Annotated in this window: 25 protein-coding genes and 2 pseudogenes; 16 read left to right on the forward strand and 11 right to left on the reverse strand. The window is 70.4% G+C overall.

Going from position 1 to position 25,167, the window contains the following annotated elements; all coding sequences use genetic code 11:
• Positions 1–69: 69 nt before the first annotated feature.
• Together ACTIMO_RS04095 and ACTIMO_RS04100 are read left to right on the forward strand one after the other, a co-directional pair.
• Complete coding sequence (locus tag ACTIMO_RS04095; RefSeq protein ID WP_448181553.1) at positions 70–936, forward strand: glycerophosphodiester phosphodiesterase; 867 nt, start codon at positions 70–72, stop codon at positions 934–936.
• Positions 937–957: 21 nt separating this feature from the next.
• Positions 958–2,805, forward strand: coding sequence for a glycoside hydrolase family 15 protein (locus tag ACTIMO_RS04100; RefSeq protein WP_448181698.1), 1,848 nt, complete (start codon positions 958–960; stop codon positions 2,803–2,805).
• Between the two features lie 163 nt (positions 2,806–2,968).
• Here ACTIMO_RS04100 and ACTIMO_RS04105 read toward each other — a convergent pair whose 3' ends face one another.
• The gene (locus ACTIMO_RS04105; protein WP_448181554.1) at positions 2,969–4,159 is read right to left on the reverse strand and encodes a zinc-dependent alcohol dehydrogenase; all 1,191 of its coding nucleotides are present in this window, start codon (positions 4,157–4,159) and stop codon (positions 2,969–2,971) included.
• A gap of 98 nt (positions 4,160–4,257) precedes the next feature.
• Here ACTIMO_RS04105 and ACTIMO_RS04110 point away from each other — a divergent pair.
• Positions 4,258–4,989: pseudogene (locus ACTIMO_RS04110) on the forward strand (AzlC family ABC transporter permease); the annotation flags it as partial.
• Positions 4,990–5,183: 194 nt separating this feature from the next.
• Positions 5,184–5,495 (forward strand): AzlD domain-containing protein, encoded by a 312-nt coding sequence (locus ACTIMO_RS04115; RefSeq protein ID WP_055765813.1) that lies wholly within the window; start codon positions 5,184–5,186, stop codon positions 5,493–5,495.
• Between the two features lie 149 nt (positions 5,496–5,644).
• On the opposite strand, the gene ACTIMO_RS04120 is transcribed toward ACTIMO_RS04115, so the two are convergent.
• From ACTIMO_RS04120 to pta, 3 genes are all read right to left on the reverse strand, one after another.
• Complete coding sequence (locus tag ACTIMO_RS04120) at positions 5,645–5,983, reverse strand: YnfA family protein (RefSeq protein WP_422391016.1); 339 nt, start codon at positions 5,981–5,983, stop codon at positions 5,645–5,647.
• Positions 5,984–6,105: 122 nt separating this feature from the next.
• A complete protein-coding gene (locus ACTIMO_RS04125) occupies positions 6,106–7,221 on the reverse strand; it encodes an acetate/propionate family kinase (RefSeq protein ID WP_448181555.1) in 1,116 nt (371 codons plus the stop codon).
• A gap of 35 nt (positions 7,222–7,256) precedes the next feature.
• The gene (gene pta / locus ACTIMO_RS04130; protein ID WP_055765803.1) at positions 7,257–9,335 is read right to left on the reverse strand and encodes a phosphate acetyltransferase; all 2,079 of its coding nucleotides are present in this window, start codon (positions 9,333–9,335) and stop codon (positions 7,257–7,259) included.
• A 201-nt stretch (positions 9,336–9,536) separates the two neighbouring features.
• Here pta and ACTIMO_RS04135 point away from each other — a divergent pair, with 201 nt between their 5' ends.
• Positions 9,537–9,884, forward strand: coding sequence for an ArsR/SmtB family transcription factor (locus ACTIMO_RS04135; RefSeq protein ID WP_448181556.1), 348 nt, complete (start codon positions 9,537–9,539; stop codon positions 9,882–9,884).
• A gap of 12 nt (positions 9,885–9,896) precedes the next feature.
• Positions 9,897–10,394 (forward strand): SRPBCC family protein, encoded by a 498-nt coding sequence (locus ACTIMO_RS04140; protein WP_448181557.1) that lies wholly within the window; start codon positions 9,897–9,899, stop codon positions 10,392–10,394.
• A 115-nt stretch (positions 10,395–10,509) separates the two neighbouring features.
• On the opposite strand, the gene ACTIMO_RS04145 is transcribed toward ACTIMO_RS04140, so the two are convergent.
• Together ACTIMO_RS04145 and ACTIMO_RS04150 are read right to left on the reverse strand one after the other, a co-directional pair.
• Complete coding sequence (locus tag ACTIMO_RS04145; protein WP_448181558.1) at positions 10,510–11,655, reverse strand: fatty acid desaturase family protein; 1,146 nt, start codon at positions 11,653–11,655, stop codon at positions 10,510–10,512.
• A gap of 24 nt (positions 11,656–11,679) precedes the next feature.
• Positions 11,680–12,780: a ferredoxin reductase gene (locus ACTIMO_RS04150; protein ID WP_152817045.1), complete on the reverse strand. Its 1,101-nt coding sequence runs from the start codon at positions 12,778–12,780 to the stop codon at positions 11,680–11,682.
• Between the two features lie 83 nt (positions 12,781–12,863).
• Between ACTIMO_RS04150 and ACTIMO_RS04155 the strand changes: the two genes are divergently transcribed.
• Positions 12,864–14,087: a PucR family transcriptional regulator gene (locus tag ACTIMO_RS04155; RefSeq protein ID WP_422391021.1), complete on the forward strand. Its 1,224-nt coding sequence runs from the start codon at positions 12,864–12,866 to the stop codon at positions 14,085–14,087.
• Positions 14,088–14,093: 6 nt separating this feature from the next.
• On the opposite strand, the gene ACTIMO_RS04160 is transcribed toward ACTIMO_RS04155, so the two are convergent.
• Together ACTIMO_RS04160 and ACTIMO_RS04165 are read right to left on the reverse strand one after the other, a co-directional pair.
• Complete coding sequence (locus ACTIMO_RS04160) at positions 14,094–14,957, reverse strand: DNA-3-methyladenine glycosylase family protein (protein WP_448181559.1); 864 nt, start codon at positions 14,955–14,957, stop codon at positions 14,094–14,096.
• Entirely contained in the window at positions 14,954–15,748 is a 795-nt protein-coding gene (locus tag ACTIMO_RS04165; RefSeq protein WP_448181699.1) for an SDR family NAD(P)-dependent oxidoreductase, read from the reverse strand. The genes ACTIMO_RS04160 and ACTIMO_RS04165 overlap by 4 nt, the downstream gene beginning before the upstream one ends.
• Before the next feature lie 323 nt (positions 15,749–16,071).
• Here ACTIMO_RS04165 and ACTIMO_RS04170 point away from each other — a divergent pair, with 323 nt between their 5' ends.
• Positions 16,072–16,377 (forward strand): DUF4193 domain-containing protein, encoded by a 306-nt coding sequence (locus tag ACTIMO_RS04170; RefSeq protein WP_055765785.1) that lies wholly within the window; start codon positions 16,072–16,074, stop codon positions 16,375–16,377.
• A gap of 84 nt (positions 16,378–16,461) precedes the next feature.
• On the opposite strand, the gene ACTIMO_RS04175 is transcribed toward ACTIMO_RS04170, so the two are convergent.
• The gene (locus ACTIMO_RS04175; RefSeq protein ID WP_448181560.1) at positions 16,462–16,968 is read right to left on the reverse strand and encodes a hypothetical protein; all 507 of its coding nucleotides are present in this window, start codon (positions 16,966–16,968) and stop codon (positions 16,462–16,464) included.
• Positions 16,969–17,063: 95 nt separating this feature from the next.
• Between ACTIMO_RS04175 and ACTIMO_RS04180 the strand changes: the two genes are divergently transcribed.
• Both ACTIMO_RS04180 and ACTIMO_RS04185 read left to right on the forward strand, forming a co-directional pair.
• Complete coding sequence (locus tag ACTIMO_RS04180) at positions 17,064–17,705, forward strand: alpha/beta hydrolase (protein WP_448181561.1); 642 nt, start codon at positions 17,064–17,066, stop codon at positions 17,703–17,705.
• 37 nt (positions 17,706–17,742) lie between these two features.
• Entirely contained in the window at positions 17,743–18,669 is a 927-nt protein-coding gene (locus tag ACTIMO_RS04185) for an AEC family transporter (RefSeq protein WP_448181562.1), read from the forward strand.
• Positions 18,670–18,947: 278 nt separating this feature from the next.
• On the opposite strand, the pseudogene ACTIMO_RS04190 reads toward ACTIMO_RS04185, so the two are convergent.
• Positions 18,948–19,112, reverse strand: a pseudogene (locus ACTIMO_RS04190) (low temperature requirement protein A); the annotation flags it as partial.
• A 141-nt stretch (positions 19,113–19,253) separates the two neighbouring features.
• Here ACTIMO_RS04190 and ACTIMO_RS04195 point away from each other — a divergent pair.
• Complete coding sequence (locus ACTIMO_RS04195; protein ID WP_448181563.1) at positions 19,254–20,132, forward strand: YsnF/AvaK domain-containing protein; 879 nt, start codon at positions 19,254–19,256, stop codon at positions 20,130–20,132.
• Between the two features lie 130 nt (positions 20,133–20,262).
• On the opposite strand, the gene ACTIMO_RS04200 is transcribed toward ACTIMO_RS04195, so the two are convergent.
• Complete coding sequence (locus tag ACTIMO_RS04200; RefSeq protein WP_448181564.1) at positions 20,263–20,661, reverse strand: VOC family protein; 399 nt, start codon at positions 20,659–20,661, stop codon at positions 20,263–20,265.
• 224 nt (positions 20,662–20,885) lie between these two features.
• Between ACTIMO_RS04200 and ACTIMO_RS04205 the strand changes: the two genes are divergently transcribed.
• The 5 genes from ACTIMO_RS04205 (at position 20,886) to ACTIMO_RS04225 (ending at position 25,123) form a co-directional block, all read left to right on the forward strand.
• Entirely contained in the window at positions 20,886–21,914 is a 1,029-nt protein-coding gene (locus ACTIMO_RS04205) for an iron-siderophore ABC transporter substrate-binding protein (protein WP_448181565.1), read from the forward strand.
• The gene (locus ACTIMO_RS04210) at positions 21,914–22,957 is read left to right on the forward strand and encodes a FecCD family ABC transporter permease (RefSeq protein ID WP_448181566.1); all 1,044 of its coding nucleotides are present in this window, start codon (positions 21,914–21,916) and stop codon (positions 22,955–22,957) included. The genes ACTIMO_RS04205 and ACTIMO_RS04210 overlap by 1 nt, the downstream gene beginning before the upstream one ends.
• A complete protein-coding gene (locus tag ACTIMO_RS04215; RefSeq protein WP_448181567.1) occupies positions 22,954–24,012 on the forward strand; it encodes a FecCD family ABC transporter permease in 1,059 nt (352 codons plus the stop codon). Before ACTIMO_RS04210 ends, ACTIMO_RS04215 begins: the two co-directional genes overlap by 4 nt.
• Entirely contained in the window at positions 24,009–24,818 is an 810-nt protein-coding gene (locus ACTIMO_RS04220) for an ATP-binding cassette domain-containing protein (RefSeq protein ID WP_191932076.1), read from the forward strand. The genes ACTIMO_RS04215 and ACTIMO_RS04220 overlap by 4 nt, the downstream gene beginning before the upstream one ends.
• 152 nt (positions 24,819–24,970) lie before the next feature.
• Entirely contained in the window at positions 24,971–25,123 is a 153-nt protein-coding gene (locus tag ACTIMO_RS04225; RefSeq protein WP_157365697.1) for a hypothetical protein, read from the forward strand.
• Positions 25,124–25,167: the final 44 nt, after the last annotated feature.

The following is a 25,167-nucleotide window of genomic DNA, read 5'->3' on the forward strand; positions in this document are numbered from 1 at the left end:
GATGGGCAACCGGCGAAGCGGTCACGTACGGTGGGAGCCGGACCCCCGACCACACCGAGAGGTTGCCCCGTGACTCCCGTCATCTTCGCCCACCGTGGCAGCAGCGGCACCTACGCGGAGCACACCCGGGCGGCGTACCTGCAGGCCCTCGAGGACGGAGCCGACGGCGTCGAGTGCGACGTGCACCTGACCCGCGACGGTCAGCTCGTGTGCTTCCACGACACCACGCTGGAGCGGACCACGAACGGCACCGGCGACGTCGCGGACCACACGCTGGCAGAGCTGAGGGCGCTGGACGCCTCGTCCTGGAAGGGCGTGGACCTCCCCGCCGGCTTCGGCGAGATCGGGGACCAGGTGCTCAGCCTCGCCGACCTGCTGGCTCTCCTGCGCTCGACGGGGCGGCCCCTGAAGCTGGCGATCGAATTGAAGCATCCGAGCCCGTTCGGCCTGCGGCTCGAGGAGTCCCTGATCGCGTTCCTCATGGACGAGGGCTGGGACCCGGAATCGTCCACCCTGGGCCTCCTCGAGGTGAGCTTCATGAGCTTCAACCCGGATTCGATGCATCAGCTCGCCGAGACTGCGCCGCACCACCTGCTGTGCCAGCTGGTCGCCGATGTGGAGCCGCAGGAGGTGCGGGACGCCCTGCGGTTCGGTTCGGTCGCCGAGGGCGCGCTCATCAACGTGATGCGGAGGGCGCTGAAGGAGGGCGAGGAGCTGATCGACCGGCAGGAGGTCGGCATGGCGGGCCCGGGCGTCCAGTATGTCCGGGCCCACCCCGAGCGGGTCCGTCGGTGGATCGACGAGGGCACGAGGGTCCGGGTGTGGACCGTCAACACCGAGGAGGACGCCTTGTACCTCGCCGGCCTCGGCGTGCAGGAGCTGACCACCGACGTGCCGGCGCGGATACGGCTCGCACTGGAGAGCGCGACGCCCTGACCCCTCGGCCCGGCTGCACGCCTGTGGTTGAGTGGGAGGATGCAATCACCGATCAAGGACTACGCGCTCGTCTCCGACCTGCACACGGGTGCGCTGATCTCCCGTGACGGCAGCGTGGACTGGCTCTGCATGCCGCGCTTCGACTCCGAATCGGTGCTCGCCGCCATGCTCGGTACGCCCGATCACGGGCGCTGGCTCCTCGCGCCGGAGTCGCCCACCGCCACCGTCGTCAGCCGCACCTATATCCATTCGACCTTCGTCCTGCAGACCCACTGGAAGACCGACGAGGGTGAGGTGCTGGTGACCGAGTTCATGCCGGTCACGGATCGGCGGGCCAATGTGGTGCGGCGCATCCAGGGGCTCGTGGGCACCGTCACCATGCGGCAGGAGGTGCAGATCCGCTTCGGCTACGGGGAGATCCTGCCATGGGTCAGCCAGGGGATCGAGGACGGCGTCCCGGTCCTGCTGGCCATCGCCGGGCCCGATGCCCTCCTGCTCCGCGGACCGCGCCTCAGGGCGGCCGACCACCGCCATGAGGGGACGTTCCCGGTGGCCACGGGTGCCGTCGTCGACCTCGAGCTCGTCTGGTACCCGTCCCACCGGGAGACGCCGTCGGCTCTGGACATCGACGACGCACTGGACACCACCATCACCTACTGGCGCGCCTGGGCCGCCAGCTGCGTCGACGACGGACGCTACACCGACGCCGTGCGGCGTTCGCTGCTGGTGCTGCGGGCGCTCACGCACGAGGACACCGGCGGGATCGTCGCCGCTCCCACCACCTCGCTGCCGGAGCAGTTCGGCGGCGCGCGCAACTGGGACTACCGCTTCTGCTGGCTGCGTGACGCGGCGCTGACGCTCGAGGCCATGATGACGCACGGGTTCGCCGACGAGGCCCTCGAGTGGCGCAACTGGCTGCTGCGGGCGGTCGCGGGTGATCCCGAGGACCTCCAGATCATGTACGGGCTCGCCGGCGAGCGCAGACTGCCCGAACGCGAGCTGGGGCACCTGCCCGGCTACGCCGGATCGACGCCCGTGCGGGTGGGCAACGGAGCCGTGGGCCAGTACCAGGCCGACGTCGTCGGCGAGGTGATGGTGGCGCTCGAGAAGCTGCGCGGTCACGGCGTCACCGAGGACAGCTTCTCGTGGCCCCTGCAGCGCGCGCTGCTCACCTTCGCGGAGAACCACCTGGACGATCGCGATCACGGGATCTGGGAGATGCGCGGAGAGCTGCAGCTCTTCACCCACTCGCGGGTCATGATGTGGGCGGCCTTCGACTGCGCCGTCCGCGCGGTCCGGGACCACGGGCTCAGCGGGCCACTCGACCACTGGATCGGCCTGCGGGACGGGCTGCGCACCGAGATCCTCGAGCGCGGCTTCGACCACGGGCTGAACTCCTTCACGCAGGTCTACGACGGCGGCGAGGTGGACGCCTCCCTCCTGCAGCTCCCTCAGGTGGGGTTCCTCGACTACGACGACCCGATGATGCTGGGCACGGTCGAGCGGATCGAACAGCACCTCCTGGATCCCCACGGGCTCCTGCTGCGGTACCGCACGGGCGAGTCCGACGACGGTCTCGAGCCGGGGGAGCACCCGTTCCTCGCCTGCTCGTTCTGGCTCGTCGAGCAGTACGCGCACAGCGGCCGGCTCGATGACGCCACACGCCTCATGGACCAGCTGGTGGGTTACTCGAACGAGCTGGGCCTGCTCTCGGAGGAGTACGACGCCGAGAACGGCCGGATGGCGGGCAACTACCCGCAGGCCTTCTCCCACCTGGCCCTCGTGCGTGCGGCCGACGCGCTGCAGATGGCTCGCGGCGAGACGAATCCGCACGAGTCGCTCGCGCGCGAAGAGCCGGAGACCGACTGATCTCCGGCTCTCGCCGCGCGGGTGATGCGGGTCCCTCGGGCCGTCCTTGCCCCTGCGCGATTCCGGCCTGACGTGCGCCGGCTCGGTGTGGCTCTGGCCCGAGGTTCGCCGGCCCGGTGCGATCCGGGCCGGCGTCGTCGTGCGCTGGTCCGACGCCGTGGCGTCAGACCGTGACGCCCTGGGGCTTGAGCACCACCTTGATGGTGCCGTCAGTCTTCTTCTGGAAATTCTTGTAGGCGGCGGGCGCTTCGTCGATCGAGACCTCGTGCGTCATGAGATCGGTGACGCCCAGCGGATCCGATGCTTCCTCCACGATCGGCAGGAGCTGGTCCGTCCAGCGCCGCACGTTGCACTGGCCCATGCGGAACTGGACCTGCTTGTCGAACATGGTCAGCAGCGGCATGGGGGTCGCGGACCCGCCGTAGACGCCACTGAGGGACAGCGTGCCGCCCCGGCGGACGGCGTCGATGGCCGAGTGCAGGACCGAGACGCGATCGCTGCCACCGGTCTCCATGACCTTCTGCGCCAGCCTGTCCGGCAGGATCCCCACGGCATTCTGCGCGAACGCACCGACCGGCGAGCCGTGTGCCTCCATGCCGACGGCGTCAACGATCGCGTCGGGGCCGCGGCCGTTGGTCATGCTGCGAAGCTCCTCGGCGGTGTCCTTCGTGAAGTCGATGGTCTCGATGCCGTGGCGCTTGGCCATCTCGCGTCGCTCGGCGATGGGCTCGACAGCGATGACGCGGTGTCCGAGATACTTGCCGATGCGGGCGGCGAACTGGCCGACGGGGCCCAGACCGTACACCGTGAGCACTCCGTCCTTCGGGACGTCCGCATACTGCACGCCCTGCCAGGCGGTGGGGAGGATGTCCGAGAGGTAGAGGTAGCGCTCGTCCGGCAGGTCGTGCCCGACTTTCACCGGTCCGTAGTCGGCGAACGGCACCCGCAGGAACTCCGCCTGTCCTCCGGGGACGGAGCCGTACAGCTCGGAGAACCCAAAAAGGGCAGCGCCGGATCCCTGCTCGTGCACCTGGGTGGTCTCGCACTGGGACTGCAGGCCTCGGGTGCACATGAAGCAGTAGCCACAGGAGATGTTGAAGGGGATGACGACGCGGTCGCCGACCTTCAGGTTGGTCACGTCCGCGCCGACTTCCTCGACGATCCCCATGGGCTCGTGCCCCAGGATGTCTCCCTTGTGCATGTACGGGCCGAGGACCTCGTAGAGGTGCAGATCGGAGCCGCAGATCGCTGTCGAGGTGATCCGGACGATCGCGTCGGTCGGTTCCTGGAGCGTGGGATCGGGCACGTTCTCCACGCTGATGTTGCGCTTGCCCTGCCATGTCACGGCTTTCATGTCGCACTCCTCCGGGTAGTAAGTATGCTTCGTTTCCCACTCTTCACCATGTGGACCCGAATGGGAAGCCGGGGCGGCGGCTCGCCTAGCCTTATCAGGTGCAGCTCCTCCAGTCACCGGCGGTCAGGATCGCCCTCTCCGTGGCCATCGCCACCGGCCTCTACGGCTTGTCCTTCGGTGCCCTGTCCGTCGCCGCGGGACTCGACCTCCTGCAGACCATGGCCCTGAGCCTGCTGCTGTTCAGCGGCGGATCGCAGTTCGCATTCATCGGTGTCGTCGCGGGCGGTGGCAGCGGGCTCTCGGCGATGTCCGCAGCCGCGCTGCTCGGCATCAGGAACGGCGTGTACGGGATGCAGGTCAATGTCCTGCTCAGGCCTCCCCGCTGGCGGAAGCTGCCGATGGCGCACCTCACGATCGACGAATCCGTGGCGACGGCGACGGGCCAGACGGATCCGCAGGAGCAGCGCCGCGGGTTCTGGGCCGCGGGGATCGGCGTCTTCGTCCTGTGGAACCTCTTCACGCTCGTCGGGGCGCTCGCCGGCAACGCCCTCGGCGATCCGGCCCGGTGGGGGCTCGACGGAGCCGCCGTGGCCGCCTTCCTCGGCCTGCTCTGGCCGCGGATCCGCGCGCGGGAGCCCGCGGCGATCGCCGTCGTCTGCGCCGTGGTCACCCTGATCGCGGTGCCGCTCGTGCCGCCCGGTGTCCCGATCCTCATCGCCGCGGTGGTCGCCGCCGTGCTCGGGCTCTCGGGGTTGGGCCCGGCGACGGAAGGCCTGGAGCCCGACGTCGATCCGTACCCCGATGGTGTTGCCGGGGAGCCCGACGCCGGGCGGTCCGAAAGCGCCGAAGGGCCCCGAATCGTTCGGGAGACCGGGGAATCCGGCGTCGCTCGGCAGACCCGGGGCCGTCGGCATGTCGGGACGACACAGCAGCCCGGCGTCCCACGGCAGTTCGGGGTCCTACGGCGGTCCGGCATCGCTCGGCAGACCGGGGCGTCACAGCCGCCCGGCGGACGGACGGACGCATGAGCCTCTGGGCCTGGATCCTGCTGGCGTGCGCCATCTCCATCGCCACGAAGTTCCTCGGGTTCCTGGTCCCGGCGAAGCTGCTCGACAATCCGAGAATGCTCCGGGTGGCCGGATCGCTGACGATCGGGCTGCTCGCGGCGCTGACGGCCGTGAACACCTTCGCGTCCGGCCAGGAGCTCGCCGTCGACGCGCGGGTGGTCGCGCTGCTGGTGGCCGCCGTCGCCCTGTGGCTGCGGGCGCCGTTCCTGGTGGTCGTGGCTCTCGGGGCGGTGGCGGCCGGTGTGGCGAGGCTGCTCGGCGCGGGGTGAGCACCCAGTGGGGGCGCGCGCCCCGTCCGGGGCGTTCTGCCCACTGACCGCGCCCGGTCAGTGGGAACGAGCGCTTGTGCCCACTGATCCGGTTCGGTCAGTGGGAGCATCTGCACGTCCGCCGGCGCAGGGCGGACCGCCGTGCAGGGTCAGCTCGTCGAGCGTGGACCGACCATGATCAGCGCGACGCCGACCAGGCAGACCGCCGACCCCAGGATGTCCCAGCGGTCGGGGCGGAAGCCGTCGATGAGCATGCCCCACGCCAGCGATCCTGCCACGAAGACACCGCCGTACGCCGCGAGGATCCGCCCGAAGTTCGGGTCGGGCTGGAGGGTCGCGACGAAGCCGTAGGCGCCGAGCGCCATGATGCCGAGCCCGGCCCACCACCACGGCCTGCCCTCCCGGACCGCCTGCCAGATGAGCCAGGCCCCGCCGATCTCGGCGCCCGCGGCGAGGACGAACAGGAGGGCCATGCGGATGATCGTCATGGCCTCAGTCTGCCGGAGCCCTGCTGCGGCGGCGTGCCTCAGGTGCACGCCTCAGGTGCGTGCCTCGGGTGCACCGACGACGACGGGGAGGCGACGCCGCGTCGGAAGGGTGGGCCCTGCGGTCAGGACCCGGCGACGACGGCGGCCGTGGCCTGTGCGATGGCCGCCTCCTCGTCCGTGGGCACCACCAGGACGGGGAACGCGGACGACGGCGTGCTGATCACGCGCGCCTGCTTGCTGCGCTCGAAGTTGAGGCTCTCGTCGAGCTCGAGGCCGAGGGCCCCGAGTTTGGCGACGACGGCCGCGCGGAAGTCGGCCGCGTTCTCCCCGATGCCCGCGGTGAACACGAGGGCGTCGGCACCGCCGACGGCGACGTGGTAACCGCCCACGTACTTCGCCAGCCGGTAGGACGCCACCTCGACCGCGAGCTTCGCGCGCTCGTCGCCGGAGTCCGCGGATTCCGCGACGGAGCGCATGTCATTCGTACCGGCGAGGCCCTTCAATCCGCTGTTCCGGTTGAGCAGCGTGTCGAGGTCCTTCTCGCTGTATCCCTCGCGCAGCAGGAACAGCAGGATGGACGGGTCGATGTCCCCGGACCGCGTCCCCATCACGAGCCCTTCGAGGGGCGTGAAGCCCATGGAGGTGTCGATGCTCTCGCCGTCACGCACGGCCGTGACCGAGGCGCCGTTGCCGAGATGCGCGATGACCCCCGTGAACGCGTCCGTCCCGAGGAGCTCGGCCGCACCACGCGCCACGTAGGCGTGCGAGGTGCCGTGGAACCCGTAGCGGCGGATGCCGTGCTTTCGGTACAGCTCGTCCGGCACGGCGTACCGCCAGGCGTGCTCGGGCAGGGTGCGGTGGAAAGCGGTGTCGAACACGGCCACCTGCGGCAGGTCCGGCCACTTCTCGGTGATGGCCCGGATCCCCGTGACGGCCGCGGGATTGTGCAGGGGGGCGAGCGGGTTGAGGCGCTCGATCGCGCGGGTGATCTCGTTGTCGATCAGGACCGGCTCGCTGAACCGCTCGCCGCCGTGCACCACGCGGTGCCCGACGGCGTCGATCGTGCGCTCGCCGAGTGCCTCCGCCACCTCGTGATCCACACGGTCGAGGGCGGCGGCGTGGTCGGGGACCTCCGCCTCGCCGATGCGCTCGACCAGGCCTTCCGCCAGGACGTCGTCGCCCTCGCGCACCTGGTACTTGAGCGAGGAGGAGCCGGAGTTGATGACGAGGATGATCATGGGGTCCTGTCCTGGAGCGGGATCGATGGGAACGGCTAGGAGGTGGGCTGCTGCGCCTGGACGGCGGTGATGGCCACCGTATTGACGATGTCCTCCACGGTGCAGCCGCGTGAGAGGTCGTTGACAGGCTTCCGGAGGCCCTGGAGGACGGGTCCGACGGCGACCGCGCCGGCCGACTGCTGTACGGCCTTGTAGGTGTTGTTGCCGGTGTTGAGGTCGGGGAAGATGAACACCGTCGCCTGACCCGCAACGGACGATCCGGGCAGCTTGGAGGCCGCGACCGAGGCGTCGACTGCCGCGTCGTACTGGATGGGGCCCTCCACGGCGAGGTCCGGGCGGAGCTTCCGCACCAGCTCGGTGGCGCGCCGGACCTCGTCCACCGCGCCGCCGGACCCCGACTCCCCGGTGGAGTAGGACAGCATGGCGACCCGCGGCTGCACGCCGAACTGCTCGGCGGTCTCCGCGGAGGCCACGGCGATGTCCGCGAGCTGCTCGTCGTTCGGATCCGGGTTCACGGCGCAGTCGCCGTAGACGAGCACGCGGTCCTGCAGGAGCATGAGGAACACCGAGGACACGATCTTCACGCCGTCCTTCGTCTTCACGAACTCGAGCGCGGGGCGGATGGTGTTCGCCGTCGTATGCGCCGCCCCGGACACCATGCCGTCGAGCTTCCCGAGCTGCACCATCATGGTCCCGAAGTATGCGCCTTCGAGCATCCTTTCACGGGCCTGGTCGAGCGAGACGTTCTTGTGGGCGCGGAGGCGGGCGTACTCGGCGGCGAACTCCTCCAGGAGGTCCGAGGAGGCGGGGTCGATCAGCGTGATGCCCGTGAGGTCGATACCCTGGCCGGATGCGAGCTCGCGGATGCGAGCCTCCGGCCCGAGGACCGTCAGATCGCAGACGTCCCGGCGGCGCAGGATCTCCGCCGCCTTCAGCACGCGGACGTCCTCGCCCTCGGGCAGCACGATGTGCTTCCGCTCGGCCCGCGCACGCTGGATCAGCTCGTGCAGGAAGCGCAGCGGGGTCATGCTCACGGGCCGCGGCAGTTCGAGGCGCTCGAGCAGCTCGTTCTCGTCGACCTGCCGTGACCAGGCGCCGAGCGCAGCGGCGGCCTTCCGCCGCAGTCCGCTGGCGATCTCCCCGCGCACCTCGCTGACCCGCCGCGCCGCGGTGTAGGTGTCGTCGTCGAGCGCGAAGACGGGGAACGGCGCCTGCGCGAGAAGGGCGAGGATGTTGGGATCCGGGGCGAGGCCGCCGGTGAGGAACATGCCCGAGGGCACCGGGAACTCGGGCGAGAACGACGACGCCAGGGTCGCCACGAGCACGTCCGCGCGGTCGCCGGGCACGATCACCAGCGCGCCGTCCGTGAGCAGGTGCAGGAAGTTGCCGACGTTCATGGCGGCGACACGCACGCTCGTGACGTCGCGCTCCAGGTTCGAGTTGCCGGCGATCTGCCGCGCACCGAGCTCTGCCGACACCTCGGACACCGTGGGCTGGGAGATCTCGGTCAGTTCAGGGATGACGTAGACGGGCCGCCCGGACCGCCCGGGCCGCACCTGCTCGCTGATGGCGGTGACGGCGTCGTCCGCCGCCCGGTTGACCATCATGGCCAGGAGGGACACCTTCGCGGCGTCGAGTTCGCGGCGCGCGACGTCGACCGTGTCCGCCGCCTCCTCCACGGACATGTCCTTCGCGCTCACGACGGCGAGCACCATGGCACCGAGGTTGTTCGCGAGGCGGGCGTTGAGGTCGAACTCGACGGCGGCGTCGTTGCCGGAGAGATCAGTGCCCTCGACGATGACGACGTCGCACTCCGCGGCGATCTCGCTGTAGATGGCGACGCACCGTGCGTCGATCTCGGCGCGATCGCCCGTGACCAGGAGTGCCCGTGCCTCGGCGCGGGTCAGGCCGCCCCGGGCACGGCTCTCGGGGAGGTCGAAGGCGCGCTGCATGAGGCGCACCATCGGATCCGCCGAGGGGTCGCTGCCCTCGACGATGGGCCGGAAGAAGCCCACGCGGTCGGCGTGGCGGTGCAGCATGTCGGCGAGGCCCAGGGAGATCAGGGACTTGCCGGAGCCGTTGGTCATGGCGCTCACATATATTCCGCGGGTCATGGGGCCAGTCTCGCAGGCTCCCCGGACGCGTGCCATAACGGGTGTCACGTCCTGGTGGGTGTCCGCGCGGACGCCGAGAGGACACAAAAGACCGCTCGGAGGCCCTGTGACGCGTCATGTCTGTCCGTTCGGCGGGGTGGCTGGACCAGGGCCGGCTGCCACCCTTGACCGGCGTCCAGACCCCACGTAACGTACAACCATATGGTTGTAGTTCAGATGGGTGAGGACGAGGTGGACCGCCTGTTCCAGGCGCTCGCCGACGCGACCCGGAGGGACATCGTGTCCCGCGTCCTGGTCGCCGAGTACTCGGTCTCCGGCTTGGCGGAGCAGTACGCCATGAGTTTCGCCGCAGTGCAGAAACACGTGGCCGTCCTGGAGCGGGCTTCGCTCGTCATCAAGGAGAAGCGCGGACGGGAGCAGATCGTGCGGGGACGGGTGGACGCAGTGCAGCGGGCCCGCCGCCTCCTCGACGAGTACGAGCACATCTGGCGGCAGCGGATCGACAGGATCGGCGACCTCCTCGCCGAGGATGCATCGGATCAGGACTAGGAAGGCAGCATCATGGCAGTCATCAGCACCGAGAAGGACACCGACGCTCTCCACTTCCGGCTCGTCGCGGAGTTCGACGCCGGCACTGAACGCGTGTGGCGGATCTGGGCGGACCGGACCCAGCTGCAGCGCTGGTGGGGACCGCCCACCTGGCCGGCGACCTTCGAGACGTACGAGTTCGAGGAGGGCGGGCGCGCCGCCTACTTCATGACCGGGCCCGACGGCGAGAAGGCGCGAGGCTGGTGGCGGATCACCGCCGTCGAGCCCCACCGCCTGCTGACCTTCGTGGACGGCTTCGCGGACGAGAACGGTGATCCCGTGCCGGACATGGGGGAGACGACGGCGACCGTCACGCTCGAGGATCTCGGCGGACACACGCGCATGACGATGACGACGGCCTTCCAGTCGCTGGAGCAGCTCGAGCAGATGGCTGCGATGGGCATGGAGGAGGGCGTGCGCGAGGCGCTCGGCCAGGTCGATGCGCTGCTGGCGGAGGACGCTCCGGTCTGAGCCGGGTCGTTCCTCCGACAAGGCGCCCGAGAGGACAGAAATGACCGCCGGAAAGGCTCTTCGGCGGTCGTTTCTGTCGTTTCGACGAGGTGGAGCGGAAGAACCGCCGCGCGGGCTAGGCCGTGGCGGCCTTCTGCTTGCGCGGGGGCAGGGCCAGCTTGAAGATCTTGGCCCACGTGGAGCCGACCTGCTTGGGCAGGGGGCCCGTGGTGTAGGGCAGCTTGTAGCGCGTGCAGATCTCGCGGACCTTCACGGCGACCTCGGCGTACCGGTTGGAGGGCAGATCGGGGAAGCAGTGGTGCTCGATCTGGTGGGACAGGTTCCCGGACATCAGGTGCATGAACTTGGAGCCGGAGATGTTGGCCGAGCCGATCATCTGGCGGACGTACCAGTCGCCGCGCGTCTCCCCGTCCACCTCCTCCTCCGTGAACGTGTCCGTCCCATCGGGAAAGTGGCCGCAGAAGATGATGGCGTGCGCCCAGAAGTTGCGGATGGCGTTGGCCGCCAGCGTCCCGTAGAGGGCCTGCTTGCCGGAGCCGGTGAGCATCGCGACGGCGGGCGTCGCGGCATAGTCCTTGGAGAACTGCTTGAGCACCTTGACGCCCACGGCCTTGAGGTCGCGGTTCATGGCCTCCTTGGTCTTCAGGCCCTCCTTGTACTCCGGGATCTCGAGGTCGTACAGGGCGATACCCCACTCGAAGACCGGCGCGAGGATCGCGTTGTACAGTGGGTTGCCCAGGTTGAAGGGGCGCCACGGCTGGTCGGGGTCCATGCGCAGCAGGTTGTATCCGATGTCCCGGTCCTTGCCGATGACGTTGGTCCAGCGGTGGTGGAGATCGTTGTGTGTGTGCTGCCAGGAGCGCGCCGGCGTCACGAAGTCCCACTCCCAGGTGGTGGAGTGGATGTCGGGATCCCGCATCCAGTCCCACTGGCCGTGCAGCACGTTGTGCCCGATCTCCATGTTCTCCAGGATCTTCGCGACGCTCAGCATCGCGGTCCCGGCGAACCAGGCGGGCTTGTACTTGCTGAACAGCAGGGTGCCGCGTCCGGTGAACTCCAGTGAGCGCTGGATCCGGATGATGCGGCGGATGTACGCGGCGTCGGTGGCGCCGCGCTTGGCGAGGATCTCGTCGCGGACGGCGTCGAGCTCGCGGCCCAGTTCCTCGACCTGCTCGTCCGTCAGGTGCTTGGCTGCATCGGGACGGACCAGGGGGTGGCCCGACGCCGCGAGGGCGCCCGGGCGGGTCAGCGTGGTGGTCATGGGGGACTCCTCTGGTGGGGGGATCTACAGGTCGAGGTTCACGGGCCCGGCGGCTGCCGAGACACAGGTCTGGATGAGCTGGCCGGGCTCGTTGTGCAGTTCACCGGTCCGCAGGTCACGGACCTGGCCGGAGCGGAGCGGGATGAGGCAGCTGTGGCAGATACCCATGCGGCAGCCGCTCGGCATCAGGACTCCGGCGTCCTCGCCGATGTCCAGCAGGGGGGTGTCGCCGTCGGCCTGGACCTCGCGGTCCGACTGCTCGAAGGTGACGAGGCCGCCGTCGTGCCCGGCGCCGGCCGTCAGGTCCGTGCTGAACCGCTCGATGGTCAGCGTGGCGCCGCCGGATGCGCCCGCGGCGACGTTCGGGACGGTGCGCGCCGTCTCCAGCGTCGCCTCGCGCTGCCACAGGTCCTCGGCGTCGTTCAGGAAGCCTTCCGGGCCACAGGCGTAAGCCGCGCGGCCGCGCCAGTCGGGGCACAGGTCGGCGATGGTCTTCGCGGTGAACTCGAGGCGGCCGCGGGCACTCGTGAACCAGTGCCGGACCGTCAGGTTGGAGAACTGGTCGGCGAGCTCGTCGAGTTCCTCCCGGAACAGGCTCTTCTCGGGGGTGCTGTTGGAGTTGATGAGGACCACGTCGGCGTCGGGGCGGCGCGGGATCAGCGTGCGGATCATCGACATCACCGGGGTGATGCCACTGCCCGCGGTGAGCATGAGCAGCGACCGCGGGTGCTCGGGGAGCACGAAGTCGCCCTGCGGAGGTGCGAGGAACAGGACGTCGCCGGGCTTGGTGTCGCGGACCAGGACGTGCGAGACGGATCCGGCGTCCTTCACGGTGATGGCGGGATCATGGCCGGCGGCGTTGCTGAGGGAGTAGGAGCGCCACTGGCGTACCCCGTTGAGCTCCACGCCGATGCGGGCCCACTGGCCGGCCTTGTGGGCATGCCAGCCGTGGCCGGGGCGGAAGTAGATGGTGGCCGAGTCCTCGGTCTCGTGGACCACACGGGTGACGACGCCGCGCAGCTGGCGTGAGGAGTACACCGGGTTGAACAGCGCGAGGAAGTCTTCCGGTGCGAGCGGGGTGGTCAGCGCGGATGCTGCACGCGCCAGCTTCGTGAACCGGATCATTGTCCTAACGATATAGCCTCTGCCGCTAAAGATCTTCATCCCGGGCATACAGTTGGGGGATAAGAACTGTCACGGAGAAATAGATGGGGGTCGTCCATATGGGTTCCGACGAGGTAGCCGTCGCTCCACCGGAACCGCCGTGGCTGGCTCTCCCGCCCGGTGTGAGCGACCTGCTGCGGCCGCTCAACGCCGATCTGGTGGAGGCCATCATCGAGGCGGTCCCCCAGCTGGTCCCCGCCTACGCCCGGCCCATCGAGGGGAGCTTCGGCCGCGGACTGCGGATGGGAGTGGCTGCCGCCCTGGAGCGGTTTCTCGACTTGCCGGGCACGAGGCTGCCCGCCCTCTCCGACCAGAGCCGCCAGTTGGTGGCGGGACTGGGCCGCGGCGAATTCCGTCAGGGGCGCAGCATGGATTCGTTGCTCGGCGCCTACAGGATGGGGGCGCGGGTGACGTTCCGGGAGATGTCCCGCCGCTCGATGGACGCGGGACTCGGCTCGGCTGTGGTGGTGGATCTCGGGGAGTCGATCATGGCGTACATCGACGAGCTCTCGGCCGTGAGTGCGGAGGCCTACGCGTTCGAGCAGTCGGAACGGGCCGGTGCTGTGGACCGGCGGCGCGCCGAACTCCTGGAGCTGCTGCTCCTCGGCAAGGCCGACGAGACGGCGCTGCGGCAGGCCGCGCAGCTGGCGGACTGGACCGTGCCGGCGCAGGTCGTCGTCGTCACCCTCCCGCTCGACCGCGCCCAGGGACTCCGGCAGCGGCTCGCGCCCGGGGCGATCGTCATCGAGCGCGATTCCGACGCCGTCGCCCTGGTGCCCGAGCGCGGTGCGGTGTCCCGCGCGGAGCTCCACCGGACGCTGACCGGACGGAGCGCGGCCGTCGGCCCCGCAGGGGAGCTGCACCAGGTCGCGGAGTCCCTGCGTCTGGCCATCCTCGCCGCTTCCATGCTCCCGCCCCGCGAGGGCGACGACGAGCCGCCCGTGTGGGCGGACGAGCACCTGACCGAGGTGGTGCTCGCGGCGGAACCGTCGGCGGTCGGTGAACTCTCGCGCCGTCGACTCGCACCGCTCGCGGAGCTGCCGGAGAACCAGCGGCAGAAGCTCGAGGACACCCTCCTGGCGTGGCTCCGGCACTGGGGCCAGCGGTCGCCGATCGCCGAGGAGCTGGGGATCCACGGGCAGACCGTCGGGTACCGCGTGCTGCAGCTGCGGGAACTCTTCGGCGACGACCTTCGGGACCCGAAGATCCGCTTCGAGCTGGAGATCGCCCTGCGGAGCGTCCGCAGGACGCCCGCCCCGTCCGCCTAGGACGGGTCAGCCGCCGCGATAGGTCGCGGACGTCCAGAGGTGGAACAGCGCGTAGGCGCGGTAGGGCCGCCATGCCTCGGATCTCCGCTCGGCGTCCCGGATGCTCGGGTTGCCCATGGCTCGGCGTGCCACCAGGTCCCCCGGGGTGAAGGCGTCGGCGTCGCGGAGCACGCGGACGGAGAGGTAGTCCGCCGACCACGGGCCGATGCCCGGGATGGCCAGGAGTTCCCTCCTCAGGCGCACAGGCTCTGCCAGGGGATCGAGGGACAACCCGCCGACGACGGCGCGCGCCACGTTCTGCACCGTGGCCGCCCGGCTGCGGGTCACCCCGACGGCGGCACGCAGCTCCTCGGGCGGCGCCGCCGCGATCGCTTCCGGCGTGGGGAACACGGTGAGGCCCGACGGCGACGGCGTCCCGTAGGCGGCGGCCAGCCTGCCACCGAACGTCCCGCCGGCCGCCACCGACACCTGCTGGCCGAGCACCGTCATGATCGCGGCCTCGAACGGCTCGGGGTAGCCGACGGCGCGCAGACCCGGGCGCTCGCGGACCAGGGGGCCGAGGAGTGGGTCGGCGTCGAACGCGCGGGCGATCGCCTCCGTGTCCGTGTCGAGGTCCAGCCAGGCGCGGGTCGTCGTGACGAGGTGTGCGAACTCGCCGTCGTCGTCCGTGTCGGCGGTGAGTTCGACGTCGCCCGGCCGGACGGTGACGGTCACCCGGCGCGGGCCGCCCGGCGTCGTGAGCAGCCGGGTGTGCCGCCGGCCGTCCCGGTCCGTCACCTCGCATCCCGGGACGGCGTGGTTGGCGAGGATCGCGGCCATGGGGCCGGGCTCCAGGGCGCCGTGCGGCGTCAGGACCGCGCTGCGTGTCACGGGAGGATGGAGTCCACGTATCCGCCGTCCACCCGCACCGCCGCGCCCGTGGTCGCCGAGGCGAGCGGCGACGCGAGGTAGGTGACCATGTTCGCGATCTCCTCGGGTTCGATCAGGCGCTGCAGCAGGGACTGCGGCCGGTGGTCCTTCATGAACTGCTTCTGGGCGTCCTCCCACGGAAGGTCCTTGTCCACCAGCTGGTAGACGAAGTCCTCGACGCCGCCGGTGTGGGTGGGCCCGGCGATGATCGAGTTCACGGTCACGCCCGTCCCCGCGGCCTCCTTCGCGAAGCCGCGGGAGACAGCGAGCAGCGCGGTCTTGGAGACGCCGTAGTGGATCATCTCGGCCGGGATGGCGACGGCGGAGTCACTCGCGATGTACTGCACGCGGCCCCAGCCCGCACCGATCATCCCCGGGAGGTAGGCGCGCGTGAGGCGGATCGCGGTGAGCACGTTGACCTCGAAGTAGCGGCGCCACTCGTCGTCGTCGATCTCCAGGGCCGGCTGTGCGCCGAAGATGCCGAGGTTGTTGACCAGGACGTCGACGGCGGGCAGGACGCCGAGGGCCTTCGCGACGCCGTCGTCCGTGGTGACGTCGGCGGGGACGGCGATGAGGTCGGCATCGGGTACGTCCCTGCGGATGGTTTCCATGGCGCGGGCGACGCTGCGGTTGCTGCGGCCGTTGACGCCCACGCGGGCACCGGCGGAAGCGAGTCCCAGGGCGATGGCCAGCCCGATGCCCTGCGTCGATCCGGTGACCAGGGCGGTCCTGCCGCTGAGGTCGAGTGCCAGTGCCATGGGAAGCTCCTTCAGCGTTCGGCGGGTCTCGGATACACCCTACGACGACGGCGCGGGGGTGGTCGCGGGGTCCCCCCGCCCCGCCGCGACGGACCGGGCGGACGTGATGCTGGACACGGAGCGGGGGCCTGGCGACACCTATCACGCCGGAGCCATCGCGTCACAATGAAGTGCGGTTCGATGCGCTGGTGACGGGTGGAGAAAAACCTCAGCGCCAGCAGGTATATTGCTCCCGGTATATGGAATACTTCCACCTCCCCCGAGGTTGAGAGTGGCATCTGGGCGTCATTCCCGCCCATAGAAGGAGATCTACCCCCATGGCAACCGACTACGACGAGCCACGCGTTCGCCCGGAAGACCAGCCGGCCAACGAGTCCCTCGAAGCGATCCAGGCACAGCGGAGTGCGACCACGCAGACCGCACTGATCGACGTCGAGGACGGCGAGACCGCTGAAGGCATCGACCTCCCCGGGGCCGACCTCTCCCACGAGGAACTCCTCATCCAGGTCATCCCGCAGCAGGAGGACGAATTCACCTGCATGTCCTGCTTCCTGGTGCACCACCGCAGCCAGCTCGCCCGTGAGAAGAACGGCGAGAAGTACTGCACCGAGTGCGAAGGCTGACACCCCTCCGGACGTACGCAAAGCCCCTGGCCCGATGGCCGGGGGCTTTCTTCGTCCACAGGTCCGGCCGGGCGCCGCGGCAGGTCAGGGCAGGACGACGAGCGGCAGGCCCGCCGCGGCGCAGGACACCCGGACCAGGCCGTCCCCCGCACCGCGGGACAGGCGGTTGTTGACCCCGGTGTCGTCGCACCAGTCGATGCCGTACGGGTACGCGGACACGAGGTACTCCCCGGGTGGCGTCCCCGGGGGCACCACGACCTCGGTGGAGAAACCGCCCGCATCGGTCATGGGTGCGAGCTCCCGGAGGATGCGCACGCCGTCGATCGTGGTGACGAACACCTCGACCTGCGCCGCATCGCCGTACCTCGGATCGCAGTCCGCCTCGTCCGCGTCGATCCCCACCGTCCCGCCGGCACGTATCTGATCGGGGGCGACGACGTACGGCGGGGGCAGGCAGGCGGGCTGCCGGAGGAAGCCGCCCGGGCCATTCCCGCAGGCTGCACTGCACAGCAGCGCCGCCACGACGGCCGCGCCGAGGCCGAGGTGCACCCGCGTGCCGCGTCTCCCGCCGTCGCTCCCGGTATCTCCCACGGTCCAGATCCTCCACCCGTCGGTGTGCGGGGGACAGGGCCGTGTCGAACCGTCGCGCGATCGTGACGCGGGCGACCGCCCAGTACGGTGATGGGATGGATTCCTCCCACGTGATCGTGCTGCCCGGCGGCGGGTACACCATGCTGTCCGACAACGAGGCGGAGGTGGTCGCGGAGCGCCTGCGCTCGTTCGGCCTGTCCGCGAGCGTCTTCGACTACCCCGTGCAGACCCGGCACCCAGGACCGCTCGACGCCGTCCGCTCCGAGGTCCGGCGCGTCCGTGCGGCCGGCGCTGCCCGGGTGGCCCTCCTGGGCTTCTCCGCCGGCGGACACCTTGCTGGGCAGGCAGCCTTGGCCCCCTCCGGCGAGCCGGCCGAGCGCGTGGACGCCGCGGTGCTCGGCTACCCGGTCGTGTCCATGGAACTCGCGACACATCGAGGTTCGCAGGACGAACTCCTCGGGCCCGACGCCGGGAACGCGCTCCGCGCCTCGACCTCCCTGGACCGTCTCGTCACCGCCGATGCGCCGCCGTTCTTCATCTGGCACACCGCGGCGGATGAGGCCGTCCCGGTCGAGCACGCATACCGGCTCGCGCGGGCGCTCGCCGCACACCGGGTTCCGCACGCCCTGCATGTCTTCGAGGAGGGTGAGCACGGTCTGGGCCTCGCCGACGGGCAGGGTGCCGCCGGCCAGTGGAGCCGGCTGGCGAGCGAGTGGCTGCAGGCCCGGGGCTGGTGATCGCGCCGATCCTGACCCCCGGCAGGGGCGCCGCCCGATGATCCTGCAGACCATCGTGGCGCTCGGCCCGGTGATCGGGCTGATCGCGCTCGGCTATGGCATCCGTGCACGGGCGTTCCTCGCGCCGTCGTTCTGGCCCCCTGCGGAGCGGCTGTGCTATTTCGTCCTGCTTCCCGCTCTGTTCATCAACGGCACGGCGACCGCGGATCTCGGCGGGTTGCCGATCGCCCTCATGGCACCGGTACTCGCCGGCCCGGTGGTCCTGACAGCCCTGGGACTCGTCGTGGCGCAGCGGTGGCTGGACCTGGACGGGCCCGCGTTCACCTCCGTGCTGCAGGGGAGCATCCGCTTCAACAACTACCTCGGCCTCTCCATCGCCCTCGCCCTGTTCGGGACCGACGGCGTGGCGCTCGCCGCGATCGCGAACACCATCCTCGTGCCGCTCGTCAACGTCGTCTGCACGCTCGGTTTCGCGCGGTACGGGGCGGAGCGGCTCACGGTCGGCGGGACGGTCCGCAGCATCGCCACGAACCCGCTGATCCTCGGCTGCGTGATCGGTATCGGCCTGAATGTCACGGGGATCGGGCTGCCCCCGGGCGTCGAGGGCCTGGTGCGGACGCTCGGTGCCGCGTCCCTGCCGCTCGGCCTGCTGTGCGTCGGGGCTGCCCTGGAACTGCGCAGCATGGGACGCAATCTCGGCGCGGTGGGCCTCGCGACCGCCGTCAAGTTCGTGGTGATGCCAGGACTCGGTCTCGCGGGTTGCCTGCTGGTGGGCCTCACCGGCGAACCGGCGGCAACGGTGATCCTCTTCCTCTCCCTGCCCACCGCGTCCTCGGCCTACGTCATGGCGAGGGCGCTCGGCGGTGATTCCCGGCTCATGGCCTCGATCATCACCCTGCAGACCGTGGCGGGCGTCCTCTACCTGCCCGTGGTCTTCCTGGTCATCAGGGCCTTCGCCGGTTGATCGCGCCGGTTGATCGCGCCGGATGGCCGCGACGGGTGGCCGCGACGGGTGGTCGCCTCGGTCGGTCGCGCCGGTTCGGACACGGACAGCGGACCCGTCGACCGGCAGAGGCGCGCTCAGCGGCGAGCGGGCGAGTGATGCGGCGACCGGGATGAGGAGCAGGAGCACGACGGCTCCACGGAGCCGCCACCTCTCCCAGCCGCCACCGACCCGGTGCCAGAAGGCCGCACGCGGTGTTCGACGGCGATGGACGTGACGTCGAAGTGCAGCCACCACAGTCACACCGAGAGTGCGACGCCGACGACCGCGCCGAGGAGGATCGGGACGCTGACCGGTTCCTGGGCCGCACCGACAGCGATCGCGACGAGCGATGCACCGAGCGCCAGGATGACCACCCGTCCGTAGCGCTCCGTCCGGTGCGCGACGGAGTGGTGGATGCGCCGCGTGCGGAGGCGAGGAGGGCTGGATCAGCGGATCGCCGAGCTTCGGTGCCGACGGCAACCACGTTCGGTACTAAGCATGCTTGCTATCAGGTCGATCGGCCCCTACGGTGAGGAGGAACGATCCACGTCGAAAGGGCCACCATGATCACGCTCGACCAGATGAAGGACTCGATGAACGCCGGCGGCAACGTGCTGAGCGAGGACGGGGCGGTCCTCGGGCCGATGGGGCACCTCTACGTCGACGATGCCACCGGCGAACCCAGCTGGGTCACGATCACCACCCACGCGTCGGGCGAGCCGGAGTCCTTCGCACCGCTGCGCGATGGGGTCCTCGACGGGAACGACGTCCGCCTGCCGTACCCGCACGGCACCGTCCATTCGTCACCGAAGATGTCCCAGGACGGGCACCTCAGCCCGGAGGAGGAGCAGCACCTGCTGCGCTACTACGGCCTGATGGCGCCGAAGGACGAGACGCTCACCGAGACTCCCGCCACTGGCGGCAACCGGTCCTCACGCACCGACGCCTTCGCGGGGCGTGCCGAGCAGCCGCGCCGCGACGAGGGACTGCGACGCGGTGCCGGCCCGGGTGGGACGGACGATGACGGCGATCTGGCCATGACGCGCTCCGAGGAGCAGCTGAGGGTCGGTACCGAACTCCGGGAGACGGAACGGGTTCGCCTGGTCAAGCGCGTGGTCACCGAGGATGTCACCATGACCGTCCAGATCCGGCGCGAGGAGCTCGTCGTCGAGCGCGTCCCGGTCAGCGACGGCAAGCCCCTCTACGACGACGGCTCGGGCACCTTCAGCAAGGCCGAGCGCGAGCGCCTGTACTCGGCGGTGGAGACGGCCTTCAGCGGGGACGTCGTCGAACTGGTCCTGTACGAGGAGAAGCCCCGCGTCGAGATGGACGTGGTGCCCATCGAGCGGGTGCGTGTCAGCCGTGAGGCGCACACCCACGACGAGACGGTGGGCGGCCAGGTCCGCAAGGAAGTCATCGAGACGGAGCGCATCGAACTCTGACGGAGGACGGGCGGGGCCGAGCGGCTCCACCCGAAGGATGCGATGAAGGACCGTCGGAGCTGCCGTCCGGCGGTCCTTCGTCATGTCCGGGCGGGTTGCGCCTCCCGCCGGATCGGACTCGGGCCGGGGATCAGTACTCCCGCGAGGACAGCACGCAGAACTCGTTGCCGTCCGGGTCGGCGAGGACTTCCCAGCTGACGTCCGGACCCTGGCCCACGTCGGTGCGCGTCGCCCCGAGGCCCACGAGGCGCTCGATCTCGGCGTCCCGATCCTGGCTCGTGTGCGGCGCGAAGTCGAGGTGCAGGCGGTTCTTCCCCTCATTGGCGTGCTCCACGGGCACGAACACGAGTCCGGGCGGCACCTGCTCGAAGGCCAGCTTCGAGCCGAGATCGCGAGCCCAGGGCGGTACGAGGACGGCTTCCTCGTCGGTGTCGAACATGACCTCCCACCCGAGTGCCTCGGCCCACCAGCGCGCCAGCGCACGGTGATCGGTGGATTCGATGACGGTGGAGTACCAGCGCAGAGTCATGACCGGATTCTGCTCCCCGACTGCACCGGGCGCACGTCCTCGCGGTCAAGGAGTGTCCGCATGGCTGTCGGCGGGCCGGGCGGTAGGGCCGAATGCGGCGTCGGAATAACGTCACAATCGCATGCGCTAATCCCTGCTAAGGTAATCCTTACCTGATGCTCCGAGGGTCGATCCGACCGGTAGCACGCCGGTACCCGTCATTGTCGTCACCCTGGAAGGCCCCCATGCTCCGCGCCCCGAAACTCCTCACCCTCGCTGCCGCCGCAGCCATGACCGTCGCGCTCGCTGCCTGCTCCACGCCGGCCGCCGAGTCCGCCGCCGAGGCACCCTCCAGCGCCGGCTTCGAGCCCATCACCATCGAGCACGGCTTCGGGACCACCACCATCGAGGAGAAGCCGGAGCGCGTGGCGACCGTGGCCTGGGCCAACCAGGAGGTGCCCCTCGCGCTCGGCGTCGTCCCCGTCGGCATGGCGGCCGCCACCTTCGGTGACGACGACGGCGACGGCGTCCTCCCCTGGGTGACCGAGAAGCTCGAGGAGCTGGGCGGCGAGACGCCCGTGCTGTTCGACGAGACCGACGGCATCGACTTCGAGGCCGTCGCGGATACCGCGCCGGACGTCATCCTCGCGGCCTACTCGGGCCTGACGCAGGAGGACTACGACACCCTCAGCGAGATCGCCCCCGTCGTCGCCTTCCCCGAGACCGCCTGGGGCACCCCGTGGCGCGAGATGATCGAGCTCAACAGCGCCGGCATGGGCATGGCCGAGGAGGGCAAGGAGCTGATCGCGGACCTCGACCAGCAGATCAGCGACGCCACCGCGGAATTCCCGGGCATCGCCGGCAAGAAGACCATGTTCATGACGCACGTTGACCCCACGGACCTCAGCGAGGTCAGCTACTACACCACGCACGACACCCGGGCCATGTTCTTCGAGGACCTCGGCCTCGCCACACCGGCGAGCGTCGCCACCGCATCCGCGGAGACCGACCTCTTCTCCGGGACCATCAGCACCGAGCAGGCCGACGTGCTGGACGACGTCGACATCATCGTCACCTACGGCGACGACGAACTGGTCTCCACGCTCGAGGCCGACCCGCTGCTCTCGCAGATCCCCGCCGTCGCCAACAAGGCTGTCGTGAATCTACCCGGCACCACGCCCGTGGGCACCGCGGCCAACCCCACGCCGCTGTCCATCTCGTGGGTGCTCGAGGACTACCTCACGCTCCTCTCGGACGCCGCAGACAACGCCTAGTGCCCCCGTCCGCCCCGCCGGCCGTCGCAGCCCCCGCCACCGCGCGGGGACTGCGACGGCTCCGGCCGCTCTGGCTCGTCATCGCCCTCGCCGTGCTGGGGGTGGTGGCCTTCGCGTCCGTGGGCATCGGCTCACGCGACGTGTCGCTCGCCGATGTGATCGCGGCCCTGGGCGGATCGACGGACGGCTTCAACGAGGCGGCGGTGGCCAAGCGGATCCCGCGGACCCTGCTCGCGGTGCTCGCCGGTGCGGCCCTCGGCCTCTCCGGGGCGGTCATGCAGGGCGTCACCCGCAACCCGCTCGCCGACCCCGGGATCCTCGGGGTCAACACCGGAGCCTCCCTCGCCGTCGTCACCGCGATCGCGACCGTCGGCCTGAGCTCGGCGACGGGCTACATCTGGGTGGCCATCGCCGGAGCCTCGGTCACCGCCGTGTTCGTCTACGTGGTGGGCTCGCTCGGTCGCGGCGGAGCGACGCCCCTGAAGCTCGCGCTGGCCGGTGCCGCCACCTCTGCCGCGCTGACCTCGCTCATCAGCGCCGTCGTGCTCCCACGCGGTGACATCTCGGGTAGCGTGCGGTCCTGGCTGATCGGTGGTGTGGGCGGAGGCACCTTCTCGAGCATCTTCCAGGTGCTCCCGTTCCTCGCCGTCGGCCTCCTCCTCAGCCTCCTCTCCGCCCGCTCGCTCAACTCCCTGGCCCTCGGCGACGAGCTGGCGGCCGGGCTCGGCGAACGCGTGGCCGTGGCGCGGGGGCTCGCCGCCTTCGGCGCCGTCCTCCTGTGCGGGGCGGTGACCGCCGTGACCGGGCCCATCGGCTTCGTGGGCCTCGTGGTCTCGCACGCCTGCCGCCTGCTGATCGGCGTGGACCACCGCTGGCTGCTGCCCCTCTCCGCCGTCCTCGGGGCCATCCTCCTCACGTCCACCGACGTCCTCGGGCGGATCGTGGCGCGCCCCGAGGAGATCGACGTCGGCATCATCAGCGCGCTCGTGGGTGCCCCCTTCTTCATCTACATCGTCCGCCGGCAGAAGGTGCGTGAACTGTGACAGCGCTGCAGGCACCACCGCGCGTAGGCATCACCGCCGGTGAGATCGCGCAGGGGCGACGGCACCGCACGGCTCGGCGACGCCTCGTGGTCGGTGTCCTCGCCGCCCTGATCGTCGTCGCCTTCATCGTCTCCCTGTGTGTCGGGCAGACCACCTACTCCCCCCGCGAGGTCCTCGGGGTGATCCTGGGGCAGGACATCGACGGTGCGAGCTTCACCGTGGGGCGCCTCCGGCTCCCGCGTGCCACACTCGCGGTCATCGCGGGCCTCTGCTTCGGGATCGGCGGCGTGACGTTCCAGACCATGCTGCGGAACCCGCTCGCGAGCCCGGACATCATCGGGATCAGCGCGGGTGCGAGCGCCGCGGCGGCCTTCGCCATCATCACGCTCGGACTCGGCGCCACGCAGGTCTCGATCTTCGCCATCATCGCCGGTCTCGGGATCGCCCTCCTGGTCTACGGGCTGTCCTTCAAGGGCGGCGTCGTCGGGACGCGCCTGATCCTGATCGGCATCGGGATCGCCGCCATGCTGGACAGCCTCACGGCGTACGTCCTGAGCAAGGCCGCGCAGTGGGACCTGCAGGAGGCCTCGCGCTGGCTGACCGGCAGCCTGAACGGGGCCCGCTGGTCCGAGGTGGTGCCCGTGGCCATCGCCCTCGCGGTGCTTGCGCCCGTCCTCCTGACCCAGTCCCGGAACCTGTCCACGTCCCAGCTGGGCGACGACGCCGCGGCGGCCCTCGGGGTCCGCGTCGAGCGCACGCGCATCATCGTGATCATCGCCGCCGTCGGCCTCATCGCGTTCGCGACGGCGGCTGCCGGGCCGATCGCGTTCGTCGCCTTCCTCTCGGGGCCCATCGCCGCGCGGATCGTCGGCCCCGGCGCGTCGCTGCTCATCCCCTCCGCCCTGGTGGGCAGCCTGCTGGTGGTGACGGCCGACTTCCTCGGCCAGTACGCCTTCGACGTCCGCTACCCGGTCGGCGTCATCACCGGTGTGCTGGGCGCGCCCTACCTCGTCTATCTGATCGTGCGGACCAACCGCTCGGGAGGCTCGCTGTGACCACTGCCCATACGCTGAACGCCCTGGACCTGACGGTCGGATACGGGGACCGGACCGTCGTGGAGGGCCTCGATCTGCAGGTGCCCATGGGTGGCATCTCGGTGATCGTCGGGGCCAACGCCTGCGGGAAGTCCACCCTGCTCCGCGCCATGTCCCGGCTCCTCGCACCCCGCGGCGGGCAGGTGGTCCTCGATGGGCGGGCGGTGCACCAGACACCGGCCAAGGAGCTGGCACGGACACTGGGGCTCCTGCCGCAATCGCCCACCGCACCCGAGGGCATCACGGTCGCGGACCTCGTGGGCCGCGGGCGGCATCCGCACCAGGGCCTGTTCTCCCGGTGGACGCCGGCCGACGACCAGGCCGTGGCGGACGCCCTCACCGCCACCGAGACGGCTGCGCTCGCGGACCGGCCGGTGGACGAGCTCTCCGGCGGGCAGCGGCAGCGCGTGTGGATCGCGATGGCCCTGGCGCAGCAGACGGACATCCTGCTGCTGGACGAACCCACCACGTTCCTCGACGTCAGCCACCAGCTCGAGGTGCTCGATCTCCTCACGGACCTCAACCGGTCCCGCGGGACCACCATCGTGATCGTGCTCCACGACCTGAATCTCGCCGCGCGCTACGCGGACCACCTCATCGCCCTCACCGACGGAAGGGTCCATGCGCTCGGCACCCCGGCCGAGGTGCTGACCGAGGACACCATCCGGGCGGTGTTCGGGCTGGACAGCCGCGTGGTCGTGGATCCTACGTCGAACAAGCCGCTCATGCTCCCGCTCGGCCGGCACCACACGACCACGGAGCGCTGACCCGCCGGATGCGGGGCGGGGGCGCCGCCGTCGCGCCGCCTGCGAGGGATACCAAGCCTGCTGATGATAGGCGTAGGCTGACGGGACGACGTCGGACGAGCACCGCTGCCGCGTCGGACCGACCAGGCACCATCCCACCGGAAGGACGTCCCATGAGTACTCACGACGAGAAGCCCCAGCACGATCCGAGCGCCGACCAGCAGCTGTCCGAGTCCCTGGAGGGACATAAGGAACTGGCCGACGAGGCCGAGGAGGGCTCACCCCTCGAGGAGACCGACAGCCCGGTGCGCACCGAGAACAGCTGACCCGCTCCGGCCGGGCCGACGTAGCGGCACGGCTGGACGGGGTA

It is taken from the genome of Arthrobacter sp. CP30 (assembly GCF_053470025.1).

Excerpts from the sequence above, each read along its gene's own strand:
- ACTIMO_RS04105 (WP_448181554.1), bottom strand. The coding sequence starts at position 4,159 with ATGAAAGCCGTGACATGGCAGGGCAAGCGCAACATCAGCGTGGAGAAC.
- ACTIMO_RS04115 (WP_055765813.1), top strand. The coding sequence starts at position 5,184 with ATGAGCCTCTGGGCCTGGATCCTGCTGGCGTGCGCCATCTCCATCGCC.
- ACTIMO_RS04120 (WP_422391016.1), bottom strand. The coding sequence starts at position 5,983 with ATGACGATCATCCGCATGGCCCTCCTGTTCGTCCTCGCCGCGGGCGCC.
- ACTIMO_RS04125 (WP_448181555.1), bottom strand. The coding sequence starts at position 7,221 with ATGATCATCCTCGTCATCAACTCCGGCTCCTCCTCGCTCAAGTACCAG.
- pta (WP_055765803.1), bottom strand. The coding sequence starts at position 9,335 with ATGACCCGCGGAATATATGTGAGCGCCATGACCAACGGCTCCGGCAAG.
- ACTIMO_RS04135 (WP_448181556.1), top strand. The coding sequence starts at position 9,537 with ATGGTTGTAGTTCAGATGGGTGAGGACGAGGTGGACCGCCTGTTCCAG.
- ACTIMO_RS04140 (WP_448181557.1), top strand. The coding sequence starts at position 9,897 with ATGGCAGTCATCAGCACCGAGAAGGACACCGACGCTCTCCACTTCCGG.
- ACTIMO_RS04145 (WP_448181558.1), bottom strand. The coding sequence starts at position 11,655 with ATGACCACCACGCTGACCCGCCCGGGCGCCCTCGCGGCGTCGGGCCAC.
- ACTIMO_RS04150 (WP_152817045.1), bottom strand. The coding sequence starts at position 12,780 with ATGATCCGGTTCACGAAGCTGGCGCGTGCAGCATCCGCGCTGACCACC.
- ACTIMO_RS04155 (WP_422391021.1), top strand. The coding sequence starts at position 12,864 with ATGGGGGTCGTCCATATGGGTTCCGACGAGGTAGCCGTCGCTCCACCG.
- ACTIMO_RS04170 (WP_055765785.1), top strand. The coding sequence starts at position 16,072 with ATGGCAACCGACTACGACGAGCCACGCGTTCGCCCGGAAGACCAGCCG.
- ACTIMO_RS04180 (WP_448181561.1), top strand. The coding sequence starts at position 17,064 with ATGGATTCCTCCCACGTGATCGTGCTGCCCGGCGGCGGGTACACCATG.
- ACTIMO_RS04185 (WP_448181562.1), top strand. The coding sequence starts at position 17,743 with ATGATCCTGCAGACCATCGTGGCGCTCGGCCCGGTGATCGGGCTGATC.
- ACTIMO_RS04195 (WP_448181563.1), top strand. The coding sequence starts at position 19,254 with ATGATCACGCTCGACCAGATGAAGGACTCGATGAACGCCGGCGGCAAC.
- ACTIMO_RS04200 (WP_448181564.1), bottom strand. The coding sequence starts at position 20,661 with ATGACTCTGCGCTGGTACTCCACCGTCATCGAATCCACCGATCACCGT.
- ACTIMO_RS04205 (WP_448181565.1), top strand. The coding sequence starts at position 20,886 with ATGCTCCGCGCCCCGAAACTCCTCACCCTCGCTGCCGCCGCAGCCATG.
- ACTIMO_RS04225 (WP_157365697.1), top strand. The coding sequence starts at position 24,971 with ATGAGTACTCACGACGAGAAGCCCCAGCACGATCCGAGCGCCGACCAG.